At 39.6% G+C, this 21,396-nt stretch carries 19 protein-coding genes, 1 tRNA gene and 1 pseudogene; 6 read left to right on the forward strand and 15 right to left on the reverse strand.

Features of this window, described 5'->3' with window-relative positions; translation table 11 throughout:
- Positions 1–134 precede the first annotated feature (134 nt).
- The 5 genes from CA730_RS10980 to CA730_RS11000 form a co-directional block, all read right to left on the reverse strand.
- The gene (locus CA730_RS10980; RefSeq protein WP_096667223.1) at positions 135–2,984 is read right to left on the reverse strand and encodes a zinc-dependent metalloprotease; all 2,850 of its coding nucleotides are present in this window, start codon (positions 2,982–2,984) and stop codon (positions 135–137) included.
- A gap of 159 nt (positions 2,985–3,143) precedes the next feature.
- Entirely contained in the window at positions 3,144–5,204 is a 2,061-nt protein-coding gene (locus tag CA730_RS10985; protein WP_096667226.1) for a ribonuclease catalytic domain-containing protein, read from the reverse strand.
- A 291-nt stretch (positions 5,205–5,495) separates the two neighbouring features.
- Positions 5,496–5,711 carry a 30S ribosomal protein S18 gene (gene rpsR / locus CA730_RS10990; RefSeq protein WP_027403663.1) on the reverse strand — a complete coding sequence of 72 codons (216 nt, stop codon included), beginning with the start codon at positions 5,709–5,711 and terminating at the stop codon, positions 5,496–5,498.
- Positions 5,712–5,713: 2 nt separating this feature from the next.
- Complete coding sequence (gene rpmG, locus CA730_RS10995) at positions 5,714–5,908, reverse strand: 50S ribosomal protein L33 (RefSeq protein ID WP_010998585.1); 195 nt, start codon at positions 5,906–5,908, stop codon at positions 5,714–5,716.
- A gap of 47 nt (positions 5,909–5,955) precedes the next feature.
- The gene (locus CA730_RS11000; protein WP_096667228.1) at positions 5,956–6,510 is read right to left on the reverse strand and encodes an RDD family protein; all 555 of its coding nucleotides are present in this window, start codon (positions 6,508–6,510) and stop codon (positions 5,956–5,958) included.
- Positions 6,511–6,946: 436 nt separating this feature from the next.
- Here CA730_RS11000 and CA730_RS11005 point away from each other — a divergent pair, with 436 nt between their 5' ends.
- Positions 6,947–7,555 carry a hypothetical protein gene (locus tag CA730_RS11005; protein WP_096667230.1) on the forward strand — a complete coding sequence of 203 codons (609 nt, stop codon included), beginning with the start codon at positions 6,947–6,949 and terminating at the stop codon, positions 7,553–7,555.
- A 270-nt stretch (positions 7,556–7,825) separates the two neighbouring features.
- Positions 7,826–8,308 carry an RrF2 family transcriptional regulator gene (locus tag CA730_RS11010; protein ID WP_096667232.1) on the forward strand — a complete coding sequence of 161 codons (483 nt, stop codon included), beginning with the start codon at positions 7,826–7,828 and terminating at the stop codon, positions 8,306–8,308.
- A 97-nt stretch (positions 8,309–8,405) separates the two neighbouring features.
- On the opposite strand, the pseudogene CA730_RS11015 reads toward CA730_RS11010, so the two are convergent.
- A pseudogene (locus CA730_RS11015) lies at positions 8,406–8,678 on the reverse strand (cadmium resistance transporter); the annotation flags it as partial.
- 222 nt (positions 8,679–8,900) lie between these two features.
- Here CA730_RS11015 and CA730_RS11020 point away from each other — a divergent pair.
- Entirely contained in the window at positions 8,901–9,548 is a 648-nt protein-coding gene (locus CA730_RS11020) for a cadmium resistance transporter (protein ID WP_096667234.1), read from the forward strand.
- Positions 9,549–9,567: 19 nt separating this feature from the next.
- On the opposite strand, the gene CA730_RS11025 is transcribed toward CA730_RS11020, so the two are convergent.
- Complete coding sequence (locus CA730_RS11025; RefSeq protein ID WP_096667236.1) at positions 9,568–10,365, reverse strand: sulfite exporter TauE/SafE family protein; 798 nt, start codon at positions 10,363–10,365, stop codon at positions 9,568–9,570.
- Between the two features lie 401 nt (positions 10,366–10,766).
- On the opposite strand from CA730_RS11025, the gene CA730_RS11030 reads away from it, so the two are divergent.
- Positions 10,767–11,108: a hypothetical protein gene (locus tag CA730_RS11030; protein ID WP_197705521.1), complete on the forward strand. Its 342-nt coding sequence runs from the start codon at positions 10,767–10,769 to the stop codon at positions 11,106–11,108.
- A gap of 146 nt (positions 11,109–11,254) precedes the next feature.
- Here the strand turns inward: CA730_RS11030 and CA730_RS11035 are convergent, their stop codons facing one another.
- From CA730_RS11035 to CA730_RS11070, 8 genes are all read right to left on the reverse strand, one after another.
- Positions 11,255–11,944, reverse strand: coding sequence for a J domain-containing protein (locus tag CA730_RS11035; RefSeq protein ID WP_096667238.1), 690 nt, complete (start codon positions 11,942–11,944; stop codon positions 11,255–11,257).
- A 15-nt stretch (positions 11,945–11,959) separates the two neighbouring features.
- Positions 11,960–12,922 carry a cysteine synthase A gene (gene cysK / locus CA730_RS11040; RefSeq protein WP_096667241.1) on the reverse strand — a complete coding sequence of 321 codons (963 nt, stop codon included), beginning with the start codon at positions 12,920–12,922 and terminating at the stop codon, positions 11,960–11,962.
- Positions 12,923–12,939: 17 nt separating this feature from the next.
- Positions 12,940–13,377, reverse strand: a complete 438-nt coding sequence (locus CA730_RS11045) for an RrF2 family transcriptional regulator (RefSeq protein WP_096667243.1) — start codon at positions 13,375–13,377, stop codon at positions 12,940–12,942.
- 421 nt (positions 13,378–13,798) lie between these two features.
- Complete coding sequence (locus CA730_RS11050) at positions 13,799–15,532, reverse strand: iron uptake porin (protein WP_096671446.1); 1,734 nt, start codon at positions 15,530–15,532, stop codon at positions 13,799–13,801.
- A 1,119-nt stretch (positions 15,533–16,651) separates the two neighbouring features.
- Complete coding sequence (psbD, locus tag CA730_RS11055) at positions 16,652–17,707, reverse strand: photosystem II D2 protein (photosystem q(a) protein) (RefSeq protein WP_096667244.1); 1,056 nt, start codon at positions 17,705–17,707, stop codon at positions 16,652–16,654.
- A gap of 488 nt (positions 17,708–18,195) precedes the next feature.
- Positions 18,196–19,008, reverse strand: a complete 813-nt coding sequence (locus CA730_RS11060) for an inositol monophosphatase family protein (RefSeq protein WP_096667247.1) — start codon at positions 19,006–19,008, stop codon at positions 18,196–18,198.
- Between the two features lie 126 nt (positions 19,009–19,134).
- Positions 19,135–19,689, reverse strand: coding sequence for a thermonuclease family protein (locus CA730_RS11065; protein WP_096667248.1), 555 nt, complete (start codon positions 19,687–19,689; stop codon positions 19,135–19,137).
- 40 nt (positions 19,690–19,729) lie between these two features.
- Positions 19,730–20,098 carry a 2Fe-2S iron-sulfur cluster-binding protein gene (locus CA730_RS11070; RefSeq protein WP_096667250.1) on the reverse strand — a complete coding sequence of 123 codons (369 nt, stop codon included), beginning with the start codon at positions 20,096–20,098 and terminating at the stop codon, positions 19,730–19,732.
- A 183-nt stretch (positions 20,099–20,281) separates the two neighbouring features.
- Between CA730_RS11070 and CA730_RS11075 the strand changes: the two genes are divergently transcribed.
- Positions 20,282–20,368: transfer RNA gene (locus CA730_RS11075), tRNA-Ser, on the forward strand.
- 301 nt (positions 20,369–20,669) lie between these two features.
- Positions 20,670–21,380, forward strand: coding sequence for a LabA-like NYN domain-containing protein (locus CA730_RS11080; protein ID WP_096667252.1), 711 nt, complete (start codon positions 20,670–20,672; stop codon positions 21,378–21,380).
- The last annotated feature ends 16 nt before the right edge of the window (positions 21,381–21,396 follow it).

Here is a 21,396-nt window from a genome sequence, read left to right on the forward strand (position 1 = left end):
CATAAGTTACATCTCTTTTAACTCAAGTATCTAGATTTTAACTGAATTTTTTAACCTGTGTTTCTTACATAAATTAACAATCAGAGTCATCCATCAATTACCCCAATTTCCTCAATTATAACGCTACGACCACATCAATTCCCTACCAATGGTGCATTTAAGGTTTTCTCAATGCGATCGCGTGTTTCTAATAAAAAAGCCTGAGTATATTCATCTTCAGAATTTACCCGTTTTAATTTACTATTTAACTGCTTGAGTTTATACCAAGCTAAAGTTCGGGCATCTTCAGGAACAGATTCTTTTCGCAACACCATTTCCATCAGTACATTTAGGTATTCCCGTTGTAAACCTCTCCGCAAACTAGAAATTTGTAATTTACCTTGGGGTTGCAGAACTTCCGACCAAATCTCAGATTGTAAAGTATCAAATAACTCTGGCAATGTGAGAGATTTTCCTGACTCACTTTTTAATTCTAAATCCTTAATCCGAGTTAAGCGATCGTTTGCCAATAAATCCCGCAACACCGCAGTCTGCACTAACAACACTAAATCATGAATCGGATAATCCAACCGTCCTACTTGAATTTCTGTCCCCCAGTGTAACCACCGCGAAGGTACTAACTTATTCAGTAATTCCGGGGGAAATTTCAAAGCATCTTCCGCAAAAACATACTTTTGCATTGTCATCAATGCTTGTCGCTGTTGTTCTACCGGCACCTGCACAAATGGGATTTGTCCTTTAGTATCATTTGGTTTAACTCGATAAAAAGACTGACCACCAATATATTTGCTGGTATAGTATAAATTCTGTAAATAATTTCCAAGGATAGTATTGAAACGCTCTTCTACATCGCTGGAACTCTCTTCATCTATAGTATATCCCTCATTTAGTCGTTCCCACATCCGCCGCGCATTAGCCAATTGTGACTGAGAATAAACCAATACATTACCACTATGATCCCAAGGATTCACAGTGGGATCACTATTAGATAAATCCTCATCAGGAGAGTAACTCAATTCCCGTTGATGAGATTGTCCCGCAATTGTCGCTAAAAATGACTTTTCCCCCAGGGTAGTTGTCGCTTGACTAGGAGTATAACCATATTGAATTGCCCATTCATCATAAGGTCCCACCTTATTGGGAAAATAATCTCCCTGCTTGACACCATCAGGAGCAATATTGGGAGGAATATAATCCATAACCGATGCTGTCAAACCCTTAGTACGAGTAATTTCTGGATTATTCATTTCCTCTGGAGAGACTAGATTACTCCCACGAAAATTATGACGCAAACCCAAAGTATGACCAACTTCATGGGTAATAATTAAACGTAAATATTGATGAATATAATCTTTTAACTGCGCTGGATTTGGTGGACTATTTCCTAACATTGACATTGCCAAAGAACCAAAAGCCAACTGATTAGATGCTTCTATTCCATAACATAAATCATAATCTGTCGCTAGTTTAGACAAATTACCCAAGGATTTGGGAGATTTTTGATTACCTTTACCACACAAACGCCCATTGTTAACCAATGCGGATAAAGAAGTGCGAGTTTGTAAATTTTGAGGTTGAATCATTTGCCGATAATCGTTTTTTAACAACCGGACAAAACTACCATCAATCAGAATATCTGCATCCAAAATTTCACCAGTTAAGGGATTAACACGGGATGGACCCATTGCAAAAAAACCATCTACAGTATTAATCCAACGGATGGTATTATAGCGAATATCGGCTGAGTCCCAGGTAGCATTATCAGGCATTTGTTGAACTTGAATAGCATCCTGAAATCCCGCTTTCAAAAAGGCTTGATTCCACATCAAAACTCCCTCTTTGATAGCATCACGATATTCTAGAGGCACAGCATTATCAATCCAAAAAACAATCGGTTTTTTTGGTGGAGAAATTGCGGCTGTAGGATCTTGTTTTTCTAAATTCCAGCGATTAATATAACGAACAAAGGGATCTCTTCGTTCATCTTTAGATAAATCTTGATAAGCTGTGAGGAAATAACCTACCCGTTCATCAGCTAACCGAGGTTGATATTTACTTTTTGGTAATTCCGATAGACTATAATGTACCTTTAAGGTAAAGCCGCGACTATCAGGTAAGACATCCGAATTCTTACCCGCATTAGCAAAATTGAAAATCGCTTCAAGTTCTAAATTACTGGGAAATACTTTTGCATTACCAAGATAAGCTTGTTCAGGACTAGCAGCTAATTCTAAATTAGTAGCTAATCCGGCTAAATCTGTAAGTAATAAATCACCTAAATCAATAATGATGGTTTTTCTTTCTGAATGAATACTTTTAATAGGAATAGTATAAAGCACAGAATCACTAAATGATCTAGCTACTGATTTGGCTTGGGGATCTCCCTCACGAGTCCGAAAATTGACATTACGAACCACAAACTGGATTTGGTTATCTATCTTTTGAAAATAGAATAAAAAGTCTTGTAATGGCATTCCACTATAAATACCCTTTTCACCAATTCCAGATTCCAAAGTTGAGTTTGCTAAAAAATTTTTCTTGAGTTGTTCCGGTCTAATTTCTAGATAGATTTTATTTTTATGCTTATGACGATAAATAGTAAAGATTCCCTCTAATTTTTGGGTATCCTTAGTAACTTCCGCAAAATCTTCTAATTCATCTTCCTTCGGTGATTTAGATTCAGGTTTAGTTTTTGGTTTCTCTGTTTCCTTATTAACTTGGAGAAAAGGTTGTTTTCCAACTTCCTTTAAATCTTTAAATACCCAAACAAAATTTTGTTGTTTGACCTGTTGATTCTCATCAATAACTGCTATTTTTGAATGTGGTAGTTTTAATTGTTGTAAAATTTCATCCACATTAGGGGTTTTTCTTTCTATTTCTATATCTGAATTACGATGATTATTTATTAATGATTGAGCGTTAGCAGTTCCTATAGACACAAATAGACTATTTAAAAAAATGAGAGATAAAGTAAATTTATTCATTCCCAAAGTCCCTAATAATTATTGCTTGATAGAAGGATGAAATTCAAACTCTTACTCTCTGCGACTCTGCGCCTCTGCGTGAGATATTATTTGAAAGGTTTTTGGCGAATATAATATGACTGCGCCACGCCAAAGGCGAACGCCTTAATCAGCAACGCCCTAATTTGTAATTGATTGGGCTTCCTGATACATAATTTCTTGGAAGTGAATCATATCTTTTTGGGGGTCAGCCAAACTAACTTTGACTAATAAATTTTCTCCTAAATTAACAGAACGGCGGAAAGACATAGGCAACTGTAAACCTAAATCTTCTAATAAAATTAATGCTAAATTGCTATCTTCTCGTAACCACATTAATACAGTCACCTGCCAAACTTGTTCAGGATGACGACGTAAATATTCTAAGGCGTAATATCTATTTGTTTGTCGTTCCACCATTGTTGCTTCCTGGGTAGTACTCATGACTGTCATCATCACTTCTTTGAGTTGTTCAGCAGAGAAAGGTAAACCTTCACCGCGTAAATGTGCTTTCAGTTGGAAGTGGGTGAGTAAGTCGCTGTAACGACGAATGGGAGAGGTAGCTTGAGTGTAGGTATCTAAACCTAACCCAGCATGACGCACCGGTGTAATGCTCATTTCGCTCTTAGGCATACAGCGACGCATGGCACAGGAACGGACAAAACCAGCGGGAAGTTGCAGTAATTCTTCGTCTGGTGGTAATTCTGGTTGAGGTTGACCGCGAAAGGGGAGAGGGATATTATGGGTTTGACCATAACGCGCGGCTACTTCTCCAGCAAGAATCATCATTTCTGCTACTAATTGGCGGGATGAGGAATCATCTAAAACATCAATATTAATATTATCGTCTTTGACTTTGATCATGGCTTCGGGCATATTGATACTGATAGCGCCTTGACCATAACGCCAATTTTTGCGGATTTTTGCCCAATTAGCGATCGCCTCAATTTCTGGTTCAGCCTGTACTCCCAACTCCAACATCTCGTCAACATCCTCATAGGTGAGACGATAGGTAGGCTTGATTAAACCAGCGTGGATACAATAATCTTCAACCGCCCCAACTTCATCCAAAATCACCCCAAAGCTGAGGGCGCAACAGACCTTCCCCTGTACCAAACTCATGGGACCTGTAGCCAACACCTCTGGAAACATAGGAATCATCCCCGTCGGTAAATAAACCGTACTCCCCCGTTTTCTGGCTTCCAAATCCAACTCATCATCTGGCATTAATAACCGGGTCGGGTCAGCAATATGTACCCATAACCGTTCCTTACCATCTGGTAATATCTCCCAACTCAAACCATCGTCTATTTCCGTCGTGCTTTCATCATCAATGGTGTACACCTTGAGATGTGTAAGATCAAGACGGTTTGTGTCCAAATCTGTAGGAGGAAAATCCAAACGTTTTTGCGCCACTTCTAATACCTTTTGCGGAAATTGAACGGAGATTGATGAACGGCGCAGAAACAGATTCTCATGGGAAGTCCACCAACCCAAATCTATCAAAAGTTGAAATGCCGCCTGGGGCGTAGCAGAACGTCCCAGCATATTCATAGTTTCTAATACTGGGGCTGAAGGCGGACAAGCACGAGCTAAAGAGTCGTAATTTACCTTGAGCATGACAACATCAGCCAACAAAGTCGCATACTTTTCTATGGCTTCTAAGCGTTGGCGATCCAGTCTTTGCCATTCTACCACTTGTCCCTGAAGTGCCTGTTCTACACGGGCTAAAAATTCCTGCTGTCCCTTGGCTTTTTGGGATTCTACTTCAATCTGGTGTTTGCGTTCTGCTACTTGTGCCATGCTGCGGGGTTCATAAGCATCTCCTTTTTGTTTGAAATAGAGTTTATCCTCCGATAACAAACAATGGGCTGCATAACACTGGGGTAGCGTGGATTCCGAAAATAATATATTTGCCAATTGGCTGGGAGTGACAGTTTCTCCATCTTCAATGAGTAATTCCCACGCTATTTCTAGACTTGATGGGTCTAGATAAGTTTGGACTTGACTTAAGAAGTCAGCGATTTCCCCTGGTTTATAGGTTTGTCCATTCACTGTGTAGGTAAATTGGCGAGGTGCGAGGCTGTGGGATTGACCCCGTTCATCTACTACAAACCAACGAGTTTTACCGTCTGGACGATCTACCACTCCTAGACGGCGATCGCTTTGAACCCTAAATTCAACTAACGTCCCCTTATCCACAACTGTCGCACTTTAATATTTTTAGATTTTTAGACTGGAAATTTCGGATTAAATACCTGTTATTTAATCCTTTATTTAATAATTTGCTATGAAGAATGCTATCACCTTTGACAATTTCATTCTCAAATTTAGCGATATCGTACCATTTTTGAGAATGAATTAATTAAATGTTTTTGGCAATTTCCTAACATCAAATATTAAATTTTAGATTTTGGACCCAAAGTAACCAGGCAATATCCATGCAACTGCTACTTTTTTTGGATAATCCAAAATCCAAAATCCAAAATATTCTTAACCTTCGGCGTTAATGAAGGGTAACAAAGCCACAATCCGGGCGCGTTTAATGGCTAAAGTCAGAGCGCGTTGTTGCTGACAGGTTAAACCAGTGATTCTCCGAGGCAAAATTTTACCACGTTCGGTAAGAAACTTCCGCAACAAATCTACATCTTTGTAATCAATGGCATCTCCGGGCTTAATTGGAGAAAGGCGACGACGATAGTAACTCATTCTTACTTAATTTCCTTGTGAACTGTATGTTTATTGCAGTGGGTACAGAACTTTTTCAGTTCTAAACGGTTGGTTGTGTTCCGACGGTTCTTAGTGCTGGTATAACGAGATACACCAGGGGAACGTTTATCTGGATTTGTCCGACACTCGGTGCATTCTAGTGTCACTATTATGCGCGCACCTTTACTTTTAGCCATAATCTTACAAACTGTAAAGCCTGGAGGATAATTAACACAAATGGTTATTATCTCATATTTCGGGGAAATTTTTCAACTAACCGTTTAATTTTTATATCTAATGAATAACCCCGACGGGAAGAAACTATAACCGTCCGAAAAAAGCGGTCATGGAAAGCCTGACGCATCTGAGTATCAGATAAAGCCGCACCCCCGTCAATGATTAAGGGAAGTAATAAGACGACAGCAGCGGGATTGAGGATGATATTCCCCAAAAAAATGGATAATAATAAGCCAGAAAAGCAAATAATCCCTTCTCGCAGCAACAATGTCTGAAATTGAGGGATTCTGTTGACTATTTCCCCATTTACGACTTCTAGAATCTTTAAATCAAATGCCCAACGTCCTAAACTTTGTCCCTGATTGTTGTAAACTACGACTACGCGAAAAATTAACCAAGCAAAAATAAACACAAAAATTTGGGCAAATTGAATACCAATTTCATTACTTCTAACCATAGAACTCAGTAACCATGCACCGAAAAAGTCCATAGCTAAAGCCATTCCTCGACGAGTAAGATTCCCTTTGGGGTAGTGTCTTTGATTTACCTTAACAAGAGTCATACTCTTTACCTCACTAGTGGTAGAATTATAAATTTATTTAAACCTGTGTAAACTTACAGCAAAATTCAGGAGTCACCGAGTAAAACTTGCTTGCTTTTAAGAACAAGAAAGTACAAGGTTTTGGCTTATAGTGTGTGCCTCAAAACAGTTGCATTTTTCCTTGTCGGATATGGAAAATGGAGGATATCCAGATAGTTGAAACTGTTCCCAGTTAAGAGTTAAGAGTTCCCTCCCCTCACAGAAGGTATTTAAAGTATCTGTATCAATTTTTATTCCCTGGGATAAACAATACAACAAATAGTTGATTCTGATACGGCATTTATATTTATATTAAGAGATAATAATTGAATCTTCACTCAATCTTGATGACCATCTGACACAAAATTCACAATTAGTTTCATAACTAATAACTAATAACTAATTAGGTCTTGTTCTGATGTCAAATATTTACAATACCCAAGAGTTAATTCAGATTTTGGCAATCGAACGCCAAGCTTGCTTAAAAGGAGAAAGGTTAAAGTTAGATATAACTGTTGCTAGTAATCCTGTTATAGATCCGTTTATCAGAACCGAAGGAGTACAAAGATTCACAGCTTACCAAGATTTTAAAGCCTCTATTCATGAATATCAACGAGAAAATCAAGTTTCTGGAATTATCTGGAAAGATATTCAGGTTAAAGGTAAAAATCTCCATTATCCAGAAATTGATCCAGAATTGATAGCATTAGAAAGTGATTTAGAAATCTTGAAACCCGCCAAAAATTCTCTTTTAGAATTTTGGTATCTGGTGACAGAAGAAATGGATTTATATTTAAGTTTTAGTAATGGTAAACAACATCAAAAAGTGAACATAGTAGATGTAGAAAGAATTGTCCAAAGAACAGAATGGGCAACTTTATTAAAGTGGGAAAATCCGAACTTTCTCGAAATTATTTTACAACTAGGTTGGGGACAACCACAAGAAGCAGCCTATAAACGGGGAAGACCATTAGCCGGTAGTGAATTTATTCATGCCGTCAATCCGGGATGTTATCCTATCGGTTAATACAAAAATAATTGGGTTAAACCTGTGTAACTCTGTATTTGCGTGTATGCTACTAACCTTCAATATAGTAACCGTAGTATACATTATTATTGATCTAAAAAGTATTGTGTTCAAGCAATTTACCGAAAATATTCAGCAAATTTGAGAATCTTGTACACAAACACCATAAATCCGATAGAGTTATGATATTTTACTTATTGTAGGTGTGGTACTATCACATCTAACACCCAAAAGTAAAATAATTGCGGTTAACAGCCGACAAATCTATCAATGTACAGTAGTATTCTGAATACAGATTTGAATAGTCAAAACTACGCTCTTCTGGATCTTTCTGCAAAAGTGGAATACGCACTCCTAGCACTGTTAGAACTAGCCAGCCATCATGGCAAAAAAGTGCCTCTGACAATGAGCGAGATTGCGGGCAAACAACCCATACCAGAACGCTATCTCGAACAGATTCTCACTCAAGTGCGACGTGCGGGTTTGGTACAGAGTCAACGTGGCTCAAAAGGCGGTTTCGTATTAACGCGCGAGCCTTGGCAAATCACCTTGCTAGAAATTGTCACCTTGGTGGAAGGTGAACGAAAAGAAAAAGAAAGCACTGAGACTCCGACGCTAGAAAAAACTTTGGTTGTAGAAATCTGGGAACAAGCTAACGCGGCTGCAATTGAGGTTTTGCGTAGTTATACACTCCAAGATTTGTGTCAGGAAAGAGAGACTCGCGCCCAAAATAATCCCATGTATTACATTTAGTTACCAAGAGGTATAGCAATGCGAATAGCGAAAAATATCACCGAGTTAGTGGGTAAAACGCCCTTAGTACAGTTAAACAAGATTCCTCGGGGGAACATTCCCTATTCACTAAACTACTAATACCAATAGCAATAGGAATTAAGCCTAGTAAACCAATCCATGATTGAGGCAGAATCAATCCACCAAATAATCCAGGTAAACTGAAGATGACGAGAATGGTAAAACCTAAATATTGACAAACAACAATTTGCCAAGGACGAAAATTTTCATCTACTTGAGCAAAAAACACTAACAAAATTACAATATCATCAATATTAGTGGCTATGAAGGCAACTACTCCGGTAATAATTGCTGTCAATAAATTATTCATTCATTTTGGATAATTTTAATAGTCATTACTTAAATTATGTAGGTTAGGTTGACGCAAAGAAACCCAACATTTCCAATATTTCTAACATTTCCAGTATTTTGTTGGTTTGCGCTGTCGCTTAACCTAAGCTACATTTTTTTAATTGAACCTGAAACTTATGAGATTGAATTTAGTGTTCCAAATATTGCTATCTTGATAAATAGTATATTTTTGAATTTTGCCATGAATAAGTTTGCTGCTGCCTTTATAGAAGGCATAATTGCTTTTGCTGCCACTAATATTGACGACATTATTATTCTATTGCTATTTTCTTCGCAAATAGATAGAAATTTTCGGCGTAGACATATTTTTATCGGTCAATATCTTGGCTTTACAGCTATTATTATCCTCAGCTTACCAGGTTTTTTTGGTGGCTTAGTTATCCAGCGAGAATGGATTGGATTATTAGGACTATTACCAATAGCTATTGGGATTAAACAACTAGTAAATCGGGAAGAAGAAAGTGGAGAAGTTCAGACAGTGAATACTGAACAGAATAGCCCTCCATCTTCTTTTTTATTAAGCATTTTACATCCCAATACTTATAAAGTTGCGGCTGTGACAGTTGCTAATAGTGGTGATAATATTAGTATTTACATACCCCTATTTGCAGGTCAAAATATTGTGGGTTTAGGAATAATTTTGACGGTATTTTTTGTTATGGTAGGGGTTTGGTGCGGTATCGCTGATTTATTAACTCGTCAAGCTAACATTAGTTATATTTTAAGTCGCTATGGTCAGGCTCTTGTTCCTTTTGTATTAATTGGTCTAGGGTTATTTATTATGTACGAACGAGGGACTTTTAATCTATTATTTGGGCAAGTAAGTTAAAACACAGATGAGAAGTTAATTATGCTTGTCCAACTAATTTCCAACTTACCATCATTAAGATGCTATAGATAATAAATCTGAGCGGACGTTGAGGAGTAATTTCGCAAAGTTTCGCACCAATAAGAACTCCGGGAACAGAACCTATCCAAATAGGTATGACTAAACTCCAATCAACAGTTCCTAAAGTCAGATGTCCCAGGGATGTAAATATTAGTAAAATGGCGGCTTGGGTAATATCTGTACCGACTAATTTTCGGGCATCTAATCGGAAAAATGCTATGATAGCTAAGGCAAACATAGAGCCTGATGAAACACTTGTCATTCCTACACAAAAGCCTAAAATTGCACCAATAAGTAAAGTAAGAAAACGTCCCTGATTGGTTTTTAAATTTAATTTTGGTAATTCAGGTAAGTTGACTTTTGGGAAAAAAGTCATCAACAACATTTGGATTAATGCTGTCAATGTAACTATCAAAATCATGACTCCTAGTAACCGCAGTAAGAGGTTATCTAGGTTATGTTCTCCACTTTGTCTGAGTTGGTGTAAAACTCCTACCCCCAACAGCGAACCAGAAACACTACCCATTGATAGCCATTTAACTACTTCTAAATCAAGGGTTTTCTGTTGCCAGTGTTTTACTCCCCCTACTACTTTCATTAATGTAGCCGCAACCACATCAGAACTAATAGCAATAGAAGGTGGTACTTGAAAAACAAAAATCAACATAGGAGTGATCAAAGATGCTCCACCTATACCTGTTAAACCCACAATGATGCCAATAAAAAAGCTAAACGCTGGTAGTAATAAATAGTCCATACTGGTATTGAGTGTAAGGTGGTTAAGAAATGAAGAAGATAAAGTTGAATAGACTCAATTTTATGAATACAAAAAATCGCTGTCTAAGTTTGTTCAGAATGACTATTTATAAATCTTGTCAGTAGACTTTTGTTATTCATGAAGAGTGATTGTTTATACTAAGTCTTGATGTGACCTGAGTTTTGGCAATTTTTTGCTAAACTACGGTATCTCTATCAACTTACTGTATTATAAACTTATCAATAATAAAATGTCTAGTACCAGTATCTATAAAGTTGTCTGAATGAGAATTTCCTGATGTTTAGGATTCCGCAGCAAATATTTTCTTCTATCTGGACTACGACAGTTGATTTATCATCAGTATTTTGATAAAAATGATACTTATCTACTGGGATAGAATTATGAATAAACTCACAAAAAGTAGGGGTGAGAGCAATTCACGGCTTGATTTTCTGAAAAACCTGTTAGTTTCCCATTGGCGTTCTTTGTTTGGGATGTTTATGGGTGTGTATTTGCCTTTGCAGGTTGTAGAAATCCTGACGGTGAAGATTTGGCAAAATAAAGGTAACTTTCCCTGGGATATGCCAATTTTGTTGACAATTCACTCTACAGCTAATCCCCAACTGGATATTTTTGCCGTATTGCTGACTAAATGGGGATCATTTTGGACGGTGTTACCTGTATTAAGTGCGATCGCTCTAATATTATGGAAGCGAAGAAGGTGGAGAACTCTTGCTTACTGACTACAGCTTTGGGAAATGTGCTTATTAACCGCACAGCAAAAGAATTTATGCACCGAGTACATCCCCATTTATGGGTATCAAAAGCACCTGAATTTGATTATGCTTTTCCCAGTGGTCAAGTAAATAGGAATTGCTATACAATCTCATCAAGTAACCGATTCTTGCGCTTCCCGATACAATCTTTTCGCTATCCGAAATAATTCTTGTCCTGTGTGCAAATAACGATCATCATAGCTTAATGGAAAGTAGGCTAACTCCTCTATTCCATCTGCCACTTGACTCATACAATAGTAAATATGGGCTGCTGCGGCTGCAAAACTAGTAGGATTTGGTAAAGAACGAAACTTAATTTGTGCGTCTCGCAAATCTTCCCGACAGGATTCTAAATAATCTTGAAATTCGTCTAAAAGATCATCATCAAAAGGATCGGCGGCTAATTCATCAATTTGTGATTCTAAAGAATTGAGAATGGTCGAAAGTATGCGATTTACTGGTTTATAAACTAAACGTAACCATTCCTCAACGTTTTCATCAACATCTTTTCTTATTTTCCTAGTTGCTTTGTGGTGCTGTTGGGCAGATTCTGCACGTTTTTGGCGAACTTGATGAAATTTTTGCTGACTGTGACGGAGTTTTTCATCATAATTGAAACGACTTTTACTGTCACTTAAAACCTCATAGGCAGCATTAACACGAATAATTTGCTCATTATCTGTTATCTGTTGATTGCTATCAGGATGAAAAATTTTCACCAAGCGGCGATAAGCTTGTTTAATCTCCGCAAGACTTGCATTGTTACTAACTTTTAGGGTGTCGTAGTGGTTAAAATCGGACATGAATCCAACAGATTGTTAATTGGCACTAGTTGCTGTTTTCGCTTCTAGGTCTTGGAATAAAGGTGTACTTAAATATCTCTCACCGAAACTAGGCTGAATCATCACAATTAAGCGTCCTTGATTCTCTGGACGTTGGGCGACACGCACCGCTGCACAAAGGGCTGCACCACTGGAAATCCCCGATAGTAGCCCTTCCTCCCTGGCCAATCTGCGGCTAAAGGCGATCGCCTCCTCATCAGTCACCGTAATTACCTCATCAATCAATTCTACCTTTAAGACTTGGGGAATGAAACCTGCCCCAATCCCCTGAATTTTGTGTGGACCTGGTTTACCCCCCGATAATATCGGGCTATTAGCTGGTTCGACAGCGATCGCCTGAAAACTCGGTTTCCGTGCCTTCAAAACTTCCGCCACCCCCGTAATCGTCCCCCCAGTCCCCACTCCCGCCACAATCATATCCACCAATCCATCCGTATCTGCCCAAATTTCCTCCGCCGTAGTTTCCCGGTGAATTTGGGCATTAGCCGGATTGCGGAACTGTTGCAACATATAGGAGTATGGTGTTCTGTCCACAATCTCCTGCGCCCGTCGAATCGCCCCACTCATCCCCTCAATTCCCGGCGTGAGTTCCAACTGGGCCCCATAAGCCCTTAACATCGCCCGCCGTTCCGCACTCATCGTTTCCGGCATAGTTAAAATTAATTGATACCCCTTAGCCGCTGCTGCCATAGCCAAAGCAATCCCAGTATTTCCCGATGTTGGTTCTACCAAAATCGTCTTCCCAGGGGCAATTAATCCTTCCTTTTCCGCCGACATAATCATACTTACCCCAATCCGGTCTTTTACCGATGACGAGGGGTTCATACTTTCCAATTTCACCAAAATTTTCGCCACACAACCTAATTCTTGAGGAATCCGGTTTAACTTAACTAAAGGTGTCCGTCCCACCAATTCCGTAATATTTTCAACAATCTGCATGATAAGTTTTTATGCCTTCAAATGTAGTACATGATATCCAACTGCTTCCGAGAATCCCGCTTTTCACAAAGATCCTGAAGCGAATAATTTTGTAACACTGAATTTGCCGCCTGACGTGCTTCTTGCCAAATTTCTGACACCACAGAATTATCTAAACTCGTGGGGTTAGTATTTTGCTCACCAGTCTGCACATCTAAACCTTCTAAACATTCTAAAATATCAAAGACACTAATTTTCCGAGGTTCTCGCGCCAATAAATAGCCGCCTTTTGAACCCCGTTGACTTTTAACTATACCCCCACGCCGCAAAGTTGCTAACAGTTGTTCTAAATAGCGATCAGGTATCTTTTGTTGCAAAGCGATTTGCCGAATTTGCATCGGTTCACCATTTTCGTAATGAGTAGCCATCTCTAATAACGCCAAAATTGCGTATTCAGATTTACATGATAGTTCCACAAGCAGTAGTCCAAGATCAAAATTGAAGTATGAAAATGAGGAAAACCCTACAGGATGATGTTTTTTGGCAACAATAACACACCGTTAAAAGACTATTGTGCGGATAAAATCTTCCTTGTCTACGTTCCCTCCAAGTCTTCCCAGTCTTGCCTTCACAGACAATATTAAATACCTACCCTTGTGAGGGAGGGGTTAAGGGGTGGGGTTTTATGGCAACCAACAGGCAATTTCCAACTTGTGTGTACACCGTTAGGGAGAGGTGCGGGGAGAGGTTGACCAGGGGGGTCAAATTATTTTCGTCGAACTCACGTTCTTTTACAGTATACTCCGGTTCTCCACTGGGGTTTTTACTCCCCACAAAAAACCCCGCCATGAGGCAGGGTCAAATAACGTTTCAACTTATGAACCGATTTTTAACAGTCTAGAAGCTGAAAGTTGTTCTGAGTGTACCGATCACGGTATCATTAGTGTTATTAGCTTGTCCAGGAGAGGTCATCCAAATAACTCCAGGAGTTACGGAGACATTTTCGGAAACGCGATACTTATAGAAGCCTTCTACTTGGTATGGAGTCTCTCTACCAGTCGCACCTAGTGAGTAAGGTTGAGCGCCACCGAAGATACCCAAGACGTTACCTTTCTTACCAAAATCAGGTAAAGCTAAACCTGCACCATAGCTCCAAGCTTCTTTATCATCATTAGCTCCAAAGCCTGTAACATCATGGTAGGAAACAAAGCCACTCAAAGACAGTTTATTGCTAGGCTTGATAGCTGCGGAAATACCGTAGGAGTTACTGGAAGAGGCACTAGTAGCACCTGTTACTGAATTAACGCCTAAAGTATTCGCTTGTGCAGTGCCTACTAAAGCACCTGTACCAAGTCCTGAATCAAATAAGGTAGTACCTGCTTTTTGATAACCATGCACATAGGTGGCAGCCAAAGCAACTCGATTACCAACGTTAAAATTCAACTGACCTAAAGCCGCATAATTGCCATCAAACAAGCCATTGCTGGGGCTAGGATCATTAGCGCTTGAAGCTAAGTAACCTAATGTGAGAGAACTTGGTTTCAAAGAACTATCACCAGCTTTCCCAAAGGGTACATTCAAGGCAATACCAGAACCACCACCAATCCGGTAGATGGGGTTTTCAGATGCGAAGGTACTTAAAGCCCCTTTACCACCATCTGTTTTATCAAAGAAGTAAGGATTGTTAACAGCGGCATAATCACTATGTTGCCCACCACTAGCTGAAAGATAAACTCTTGCAGGTCCTACAGGAGCTTCATAAGTTAATTTGTCAATCTTAACGCTGTTAGCTGGGCTAGTTGCACCAACTTCAACTGTTTGTTTGCCGACTCCACCAGCAGCAATAGGATTATTCCCATCATCTCGAATATTAAAGGCTGTGGCATTACCAGCAGCCAACCGGGTTGTTAATATATCTCTACCCGTAAAGCTGGTTTCCAAGCCTAAACGCACTCTGTCTTGGAAAACCGCCCGGTTAGCTTTGCCTGTTTCACCACCAAAAACGTCGGTGACAGCAAAAATGGCTTCACCTTTTAATTTAGTTGTGGTGGAGAATTGATTGGCTTCTAATTCAGCAGTCCGCCCTTCTAAAGCATCTACTCGACCACGTAAAGTTGCCAATTCCGCAGAAAACTCTTCTTGCAAACGCTGCAATGTTGCTAAATCCTGTTTTGTTACCATATCAGCGGTTGCTGTGGCAATCAATTCATTTACACGATCTAAACAAGAATTTAAACCAGCGGCAAATTCGTAACGGCTTAAAGCCCGATTACCGCGATATGTGCCATTGGGATAACCCGCAATACAGCCATAGCGCTCTACCAAAGATTGCAATGCTTGGAATGCCCAATCTGTAGGTTGCACGTCAGAGAATTGGGAAACTGATGTTACCTGATTTAAAGAAGTATTGTTTTCGTTGCTGTAGCGGTTAACCTGAGCCAAAACTTGGGCTTCTTTGGTTTCTGTTGCCAATGTTGTTGGCTTTTGAGAAACTTCTGTTGTAGAGGAAGTTTCTATTGCCGATGCGTCCTTGCTGGTACTGGGTGCGGCGATTGCTGTTGAAGATACTAACAGTGCTGCTCCCAAAATTGTTGGGCTAACCACCAAGGATTTCCACAAAATATTAGACATTTTTCCTTTTCTCCTCACACCTTTATATGGATAACTTGAGTTCGCTGTAGCTAACTGTTGATAAACGCGAAATCTTGTTGAAACCTGTGTAATAGGCATGGTTGCCACCAATACCACGATCATAACTTTCACAAGGCTAACAATTGATTAACTCATCGTTAAACTTCAATGCAATTAACTTATGCAAAAACTTTCCACCATATCCTGCGATTATACTATCACTTTTTCTAATAATCAACATAAGATTTTTTGATCAAGTAGATGTCAATTTATCTGGTATAATACTTTCGTTTACGGTTGGTAAATTTGACTTCCTTACACTTGCATCAAGCTATTCCTATGTAGAAGATTGGCGGATGAGCTTCAGCATCGAATAATTTAGACAAGTTTTGCAATGTACTTGCAATCAAACCCTTTCTACATTAATTAGGGCTTGCTTTTGATGGGTGTTTTGTTTTCACTCCAAAAACCTGACAGATATAAATGATGGGCGATCGCTGATAAATGTTCCCCGACAATAATTCATGTTGCTAATTGTTGTTAGCAAATATCTAAATATTGTCTCATACTGCTGATTAAAAACTACCACTTAGTACAGCAGAGAAAAATTAAAAAACCTTGCTAAACAACCTGTGTAGGATTTTCTCGTAGTTAATTCACAGACTCGGTTGTGTGCTGGTTTAACCTAAAAAACACCTTTAAAAACTATCCGCCCTGATTTAGACCAGATAATCTAAGTCAGGGCGGTCTAGCGGGTCTTCAAGTTGCAACCAGACTGCCGGAAGGAACTCCGATGTTAAGCCTAGTTAGTTGAGCTAACTTAGTATCTCAAGAGAACTAAAGCTAACTTTTAGAGAACAGCCCCGGCGCTCAGCCGGCTAACTGCAACTTGATGACCCATGCGTATACTACTTTCTATCATGGGCATCACCTCCTTGTTGCCTAAATGGTCTTAGTTTCAAAAGGGGCAAAGCAAAATGCTTTGGGTTGTAACCTAAAATTACTATAGCACAACTACAAAAATTTGCAATACCCTAATTTCAATTTCTGCCATAAAAAAACCCCCACCATTGAGGTGAGGGCTACCTAACAAAGATAAATTCAGGGTAAATTCCAGAGTTAGAGAGCGTTACCGCGTGGTAATACTTCTTCTGGGAATACGAACTGTTCGTGGGGTTGATCTTGAGGAGCCATCCAAGCGCGGATACCCTCGTTCAGTAAAATGTTTTTGGTATAGAAAGTTTCAAACTCTGGGTCTTCTGCTGCCCGTAATTCTTGGGAAACGAAGTCATAAGCCCGCAGGTTTAATGCTAAACCAACGATCCCAATGGAACTCATCCACAAGCCTGTCACAGGGACAAACAACATGAAGAAGTGCAACCAACGTTTGTTGGAGAAAGCAACACCGAAAATCTGTGACCAGAAACGGTTTGCTGTCACCATAGAGTAGGTTTCTTCAGCTTGGGTGGGGTTGAAAGCGCGGAAAGTGTTTGCACCTTCACCGTCTTCAAATAGGGTGTTTTCTACTGTGGCACCGTGGATGGCACAAAGTAAAGCTCCACCTAAGATTCCCGCTACACCCATCATGTGGAAGGGGTTGAGTGTCCAGTTGTGGAAACCTTGTAGGAATAGGAGGAAACGGAAAATTGCGGCTACTCCAAAGCTAGGTGCAAAGAACCAGCTAGATTGTCCTAGAGGATACATCAGGAACACGCTGACGAATACGGCGATAGGACCGGAGAAAGCAAGGGCGTTATAAGGACGAAGACCGACGAGACGAGCGACTTCAAATTGGCGTAACATGAAGCCAATCAAACCGAATGCGCCATGTAGGGCTACGAAAGGCCACAAACCACCGAGTTGAATCCAACGGGTGAAGTCACCTTGAGCTTCAGGTCCCCACAGAAACAACAGGGAATGTCCCATGCTGTTGGCTGGTGTGGATACTGCTACTGTTAAAAAGTTAGCTCCTTCTAAGTAAGAAGATGCTAGTCCGTGGGTGTACCAGGAGGTGACGAAGGTTGTACCAGTTAGCCAACCGCCTAATGCGAGGAAGGCACAGGGGAATAATAATATTCCTGACCAACCTACGAATACAAAGCGATCGCGCTTTAGCCAGTCGTCTAATACGTCAAACCACCCTCTACTGGGAGCGCGTCCAACTGCGATGGTCATGAGAGCAAATCTCCAAAATGTTTTATAAGTACGGATTTTATGCGTTTATGGCAGGCGAATATCATTCACCTACATAAATTTAACCAGATTGTCAATCTAGTTTACAATTTTTTACGCTTTCTATCATAATAGGTGAAAATCTCTAATTTTGCTAGTGGACTAAAAAGAAAATTTTATTTGGGGATGATTGTAGAGACGTTCTATGTAAAACAAGTAGTCAGACCAAATTAAATTCACTCGTTGAGAGAGGGAACAGGGAACAGGGAACAGGGAACAGAAAAATTAATTGTGTAATTAATTCTGTCCCATTACTTATGGAGAAGATTTACAAGGAACGCATATTTAATTTCGCCAGATGTATACTCAAAACGGCTTGATTGTTTGATTCTCAAGGTAGGGGTTTAGCACTGCTAAACCCCTACACATCTAAGCTATTTGTCATTTTGCAAAAGTTTATATCCCACCCGTGTTTAGTATAGATACAAAACTTATGTCCAACTAGATAAACGGGGAACTTGCATCAATTCGTGACTGAGTTTTTTGTGAATATGACCGTTAGTAGCCAGAATTCTCCCTGAATCAATGTTTATCGGAGTCCCATCATAGGCGGTGACGTTGCCTCCCGCTTCCTGAACCAATATGATCCCAGCTACAACATCCCAAGGAGAAATTCCCCTTTCCCAATAACCATCAACTCTGCCACAGGCTACATAAGCTAAATCCAAGGCTGCTGCACCATCACGTCTAACACCCTGGGTAAGATGGGTAAGATGACAAAACTCTGCATAGTTGTTGTCAGGAGTTTCCCGGCGGTCATAAGCAAATCCACTAACTAACAAGCTTTTACCTAATTCCGATGTTTGGGACACTTGAATAGGGCGACGGTTACGAGTTGCACCTAAGCTGGCAGCAGCCCGAAATAATTCATCACGAAAAGGGTCATAAATTACCCCTACTTTGGGGACACCGTGAATCAGCAACCCAATGGAGACAGCGAAACAGGGGTATTGATGGGCGTAATTAGTTGTACCATCGAGAGGGTCAATCGCCCAGAGAAATTCATTGTCTTGATTTCCCAGTTTTCCCGACTCCTCAGCGAGAATAGAATGCTGGGGAAAATGGCGACGCAATACTTGTAAAATTACCTGTTCAGACGCTTTATCGGCAGCGGTAACTAAATCACCAGGACGGCCTTTTTCGGTGATTACGTTTTCTAATTTACCTAAATAATCTTGTAAAACTACACCTGCGGCTAAAGCTGCTTCTGTAGCAATATCTAGAAAAATTTGCATATTTGTCAGTTGTCAGTTGTCAGTTGTCAGTGGTCAGTGGTCAGTGGTCAGTGGTCAGTGGTCAGTTGTCGTTCTTCAACAGATGATATAAGTAAGGAGTTAATTTGATTTTGTCCGACTACTTATTACCTACATTTAACGAGAGAGGCGGCGAAATTCTCCAGGAGTCACGCGCATGGGTTCATCGGGATTCCAGATGCCTTTTCCCATGATTTTCGCCCATTGTTGAGCGTGTTCTAGTCGTTGGTCGTATTTGTGATTAGGCGATCGCGCTACAAATAAAGCATATCCTTGTTTGACAACTTCTTCATTTAACAACAGTTTATCTTTCCATACATAAGCCAAGGTTCGGTTAAATTTATCCTTGGCTTCTAAGTCAAATTCCATATTCACAGCTTGATTTGCACCCCCAATCAAACTTTCAACAAATTGTTTAGCATCCTCACCCCAAGGCATTTGGCGGATATCAGGTGCATCTAAACCAATTAATCGCACCTGGGAAATTAAATTCGGTTGTGACTCCATTCCCAATACTTCCAAACTTTGTCCACTCACAACCCGTGCTACCTTGACACTAGCGGGAGTTATTGAAGAGTTGTTTTGGCTTTGACAACTCACCAAAAGTAAAAAACTAGCTAATATAATTATTTTCGGCACAAAAACGCGAAGATGGACTACGACAGCAGCCATCCTCACTATCAAATTCATTAACCTAAACACACAAAAAATCTTAGTCCTCATCTAAGGGTAAACCCACTTTAACTTTGCCCTTACCAAAAAAACGCCCAAATTGAAGTTCATAAACTTCATCTTCATCTTGTGTTTCCACTTCCAAATCAGAACGAGCATAACTTACACATAATAAAGCGTAACCTTGACGACGTAAATCTGGAGACAGCCCAATGGCTTCCGGTTGGTGAATTTCTCCTGATATAACTCTGACAGCACAGGTTGTACAAGCGCCATTCCGACAAGAAAAGGGAAGTTCCGTCCCGTTCTGTTCAGCGGTGTGTAAAATATAACGGTCTTCAGGAACTTCGAGAGTATGTGATGTCCCAGCTTGGCGATTGTAAACTTTAATTTTGTGGGTTTGAACCATCTTGATTTTTAGATTTGCGGATTTGGAGTTTCACCCCTAATTATAAGAAGATTGGTGGAAAACTCCGCACTTTCAGGTCAGGAAGTGGTGATAGCACAGTCTAGCCCTAGCCATTAAAAATCTCTTTTCTAAAAAGGTTGCATTTTTTTAAATTCTATTGTACTATGGCAAAGCGAGACACCTGGAGAGATGGCCGAGTGGTTGAAGGCGCAGACCTGGAAAGTCTGTTATGCAGAAATGTATACGAGGGTTCGAATCCCTCTCTCTCCATTCCCCAATAATAATTAAGTTTGATTTAACAATCCTTGCTTTTGGGCGCACAGAGTAGATTTTACCAACAAAACTCAAAGACAAGTTCTGGATATAAACAGTGAATTTCGCCTAAAGGCGTACATATTGTGTAAAGTATATGCAGGTAAACGGCAAAATATCATATTCACCTGGAATAAATTAGCTAAAATCTACCTTATAGGTATTAATTCAACCAAGGCAGGATTAAGAAATTAGTTAGAATTTAGCTATTGTCAATTTACCTACAACAACATCCCCACTTTAATATATAGAGGTATCAATGCAGTTTGACAATTTTAGCAAAAAAACAAACGAATATAAAGAACTTAAAGAAAAACCTCATTGGCAAAGTCCCGCAACCAAAGACAATATTAAGCCTAAAGAACCTAATCCAGCGAATAATACTGGCTTTACTGAGGATGACAATCGTGGTCGGGTAGCAATTTTTATTGATGGGTTAAATCTATTTCATGCTGCATTACAACTGGGAATTGAAATTGATTACGTCAAATTGCTTTGTCGTTTAACGAAAACTTCTCGATTACTACGTGCCTTCTTTTACACAGGAATGGACAGTGGCAATGAAAAACAACAGGGATTTCTCTTATGGATGCGTCGTAACGGCTATCGTGTAGTTACTAAAGATATGAGTGTAGTTGTAGATAATTACAAAAAACCAAATCTGAATGTCGAAATTGCGGTTGATATGATTACTTTAGCACCATATTATGATACCGCTGTCTTAGTTAGTGGAGATGGAGATCTATCCTATGCTGTTCATGCAGTTAGTAATGTAGGTGCTAGAGTAGAAGTAATTGGTTTGCAAACAACTACTAGCGACAGTGAAGCGCGGTCTAGAAATCATCTTATTGATGTAGCTGATGAATTTATAGATTTTGACAGTATTAAACAACACATTCAAAAAGATGCTACTATCGGTTATAGTTATCGGACTTCTGCAAATTACCATCTTCAAATTCCCAATATATAAATTTTTCTCACTTTTA

It is taken from the genome of Dolichospermum compactum NIES-806 (genome assembly GCF_002368115.1).
Taxonomy (GTDB): domain Bacteria; phylum Cyanobacteriota; class Cyanobacteriia; order Cyanobacteriales; family Nostocaceae; genus Dolichospermum; species Dolichospermum compactum.

Bases quoted from the DNA above. Each gene is read 5' to 3' on its own strand.
- CA730_RS10980 (WP_096667223.1), bottom strand. From the start codon at position 2,984: ATGAATAAATTTACTTTATCTCTCATTTTTTTAAATAGTCTATTTGTG.
- rpsR (WP_027403663.1), bottom strand. From the start codon at position 5,711: ATGAGTTACTATCGTCGTCGCCTTTCTCCAATTAAGCCCGGAGATGCC.
- rpmG (WP_010998585.1), bottom strand. From the start codon at position 5,908: ATGGCTAAAAGTAAAGGTGCGCGCATAATAGTGACACTAGAATGCACC.
- CA730_RS11000 (WP_096667228.1), bottom strand. From the start codon at position 6,510: ATGACTCTTGTTAAGGTAAATCAAAGACACTACCCCAAAGGGAATCTT.
- CA730_RS11005 (WP_096667230.1), top strand. From the start codon at position 6,947: ATGTCAAATATTTACAATACCCAAGAGTTAATTCAGATTTTGGCAATC.
- CA730_RS11010 (WP_096667232.1), top strand. From the start codon at position 7,826: ATGTACAGTAGTATTCTGAATACAGATTTGAATAGTCAAAACTACGCT.
- CA730_RS11020 (WP_096667234.1), top strand. From the start codon at position 8,901: ATGAATAAGTTTGCTGCTGCCTTTATAGAAGGCATAATTGCTTTTGCT.
- CA730_RS11025 (WP_096667236.1), bottom strand. From the start codon at position 10,365: ATGGACTATTTATTACTACCAGCGTTTAGCTTTTTTATTGGCATCATT.
- CA730_RS11030 (WP_197705521.1), top strand. From the start codon at position 10,767: ATGAATAAACTCACAAAAAGTAGGGGTGAGAGCAATTCACGGCTTGAT.
- CA730_RS11035 (WP_096667238.1), bottom strand. From the start codon at position 11,944: ATGTCCGATTTTAACCACTACGACACCCTAAAAGTTAGTAACAATGCA.
- cysK (WP_096667241.1), bottom strand. From the start codon at position 12,922: ATGCAGATTGTTGAAAATATTACGGAATTGGTGGGACGGACACCTTTA.
- CA730_RS11050 (WP_096671446.1), bottom strand. From the start codon at position 15,532: ATGTCTAATATTTTGTGGAAATCCTTGGTGGTTAGCCCAACAATTTTG.
- psbD (WP_096667244.1), bottom strand. From the start codon at position 17,707: ATGACCATCGCAGTTGGACGCGCTCCCAGTAGAGGGTGGTTTGACGTA.
- CA730_RS11065 (WP_096667248.1), bottom strand. From the start codon at position 19,689: ATGGCTGCTGTCGTAGTCCATCTTCGCGTTTTTGTGCCGAAAATAATT.
- CA730_RS11070 (WP_096667250.1), bottom strand. From the start codon at position 20,098: ATGGTTCAAACCCACAAAATTAAAGTTTACAATCGCCAAGCTGGGACA.
- CA730_RS11080 (WP_096667252.1), top strand. From the start codon at position 20,670: ATGCAGTTTGACAATTTTAGCAAAAAAACAAACGAATATAAAGAACTT.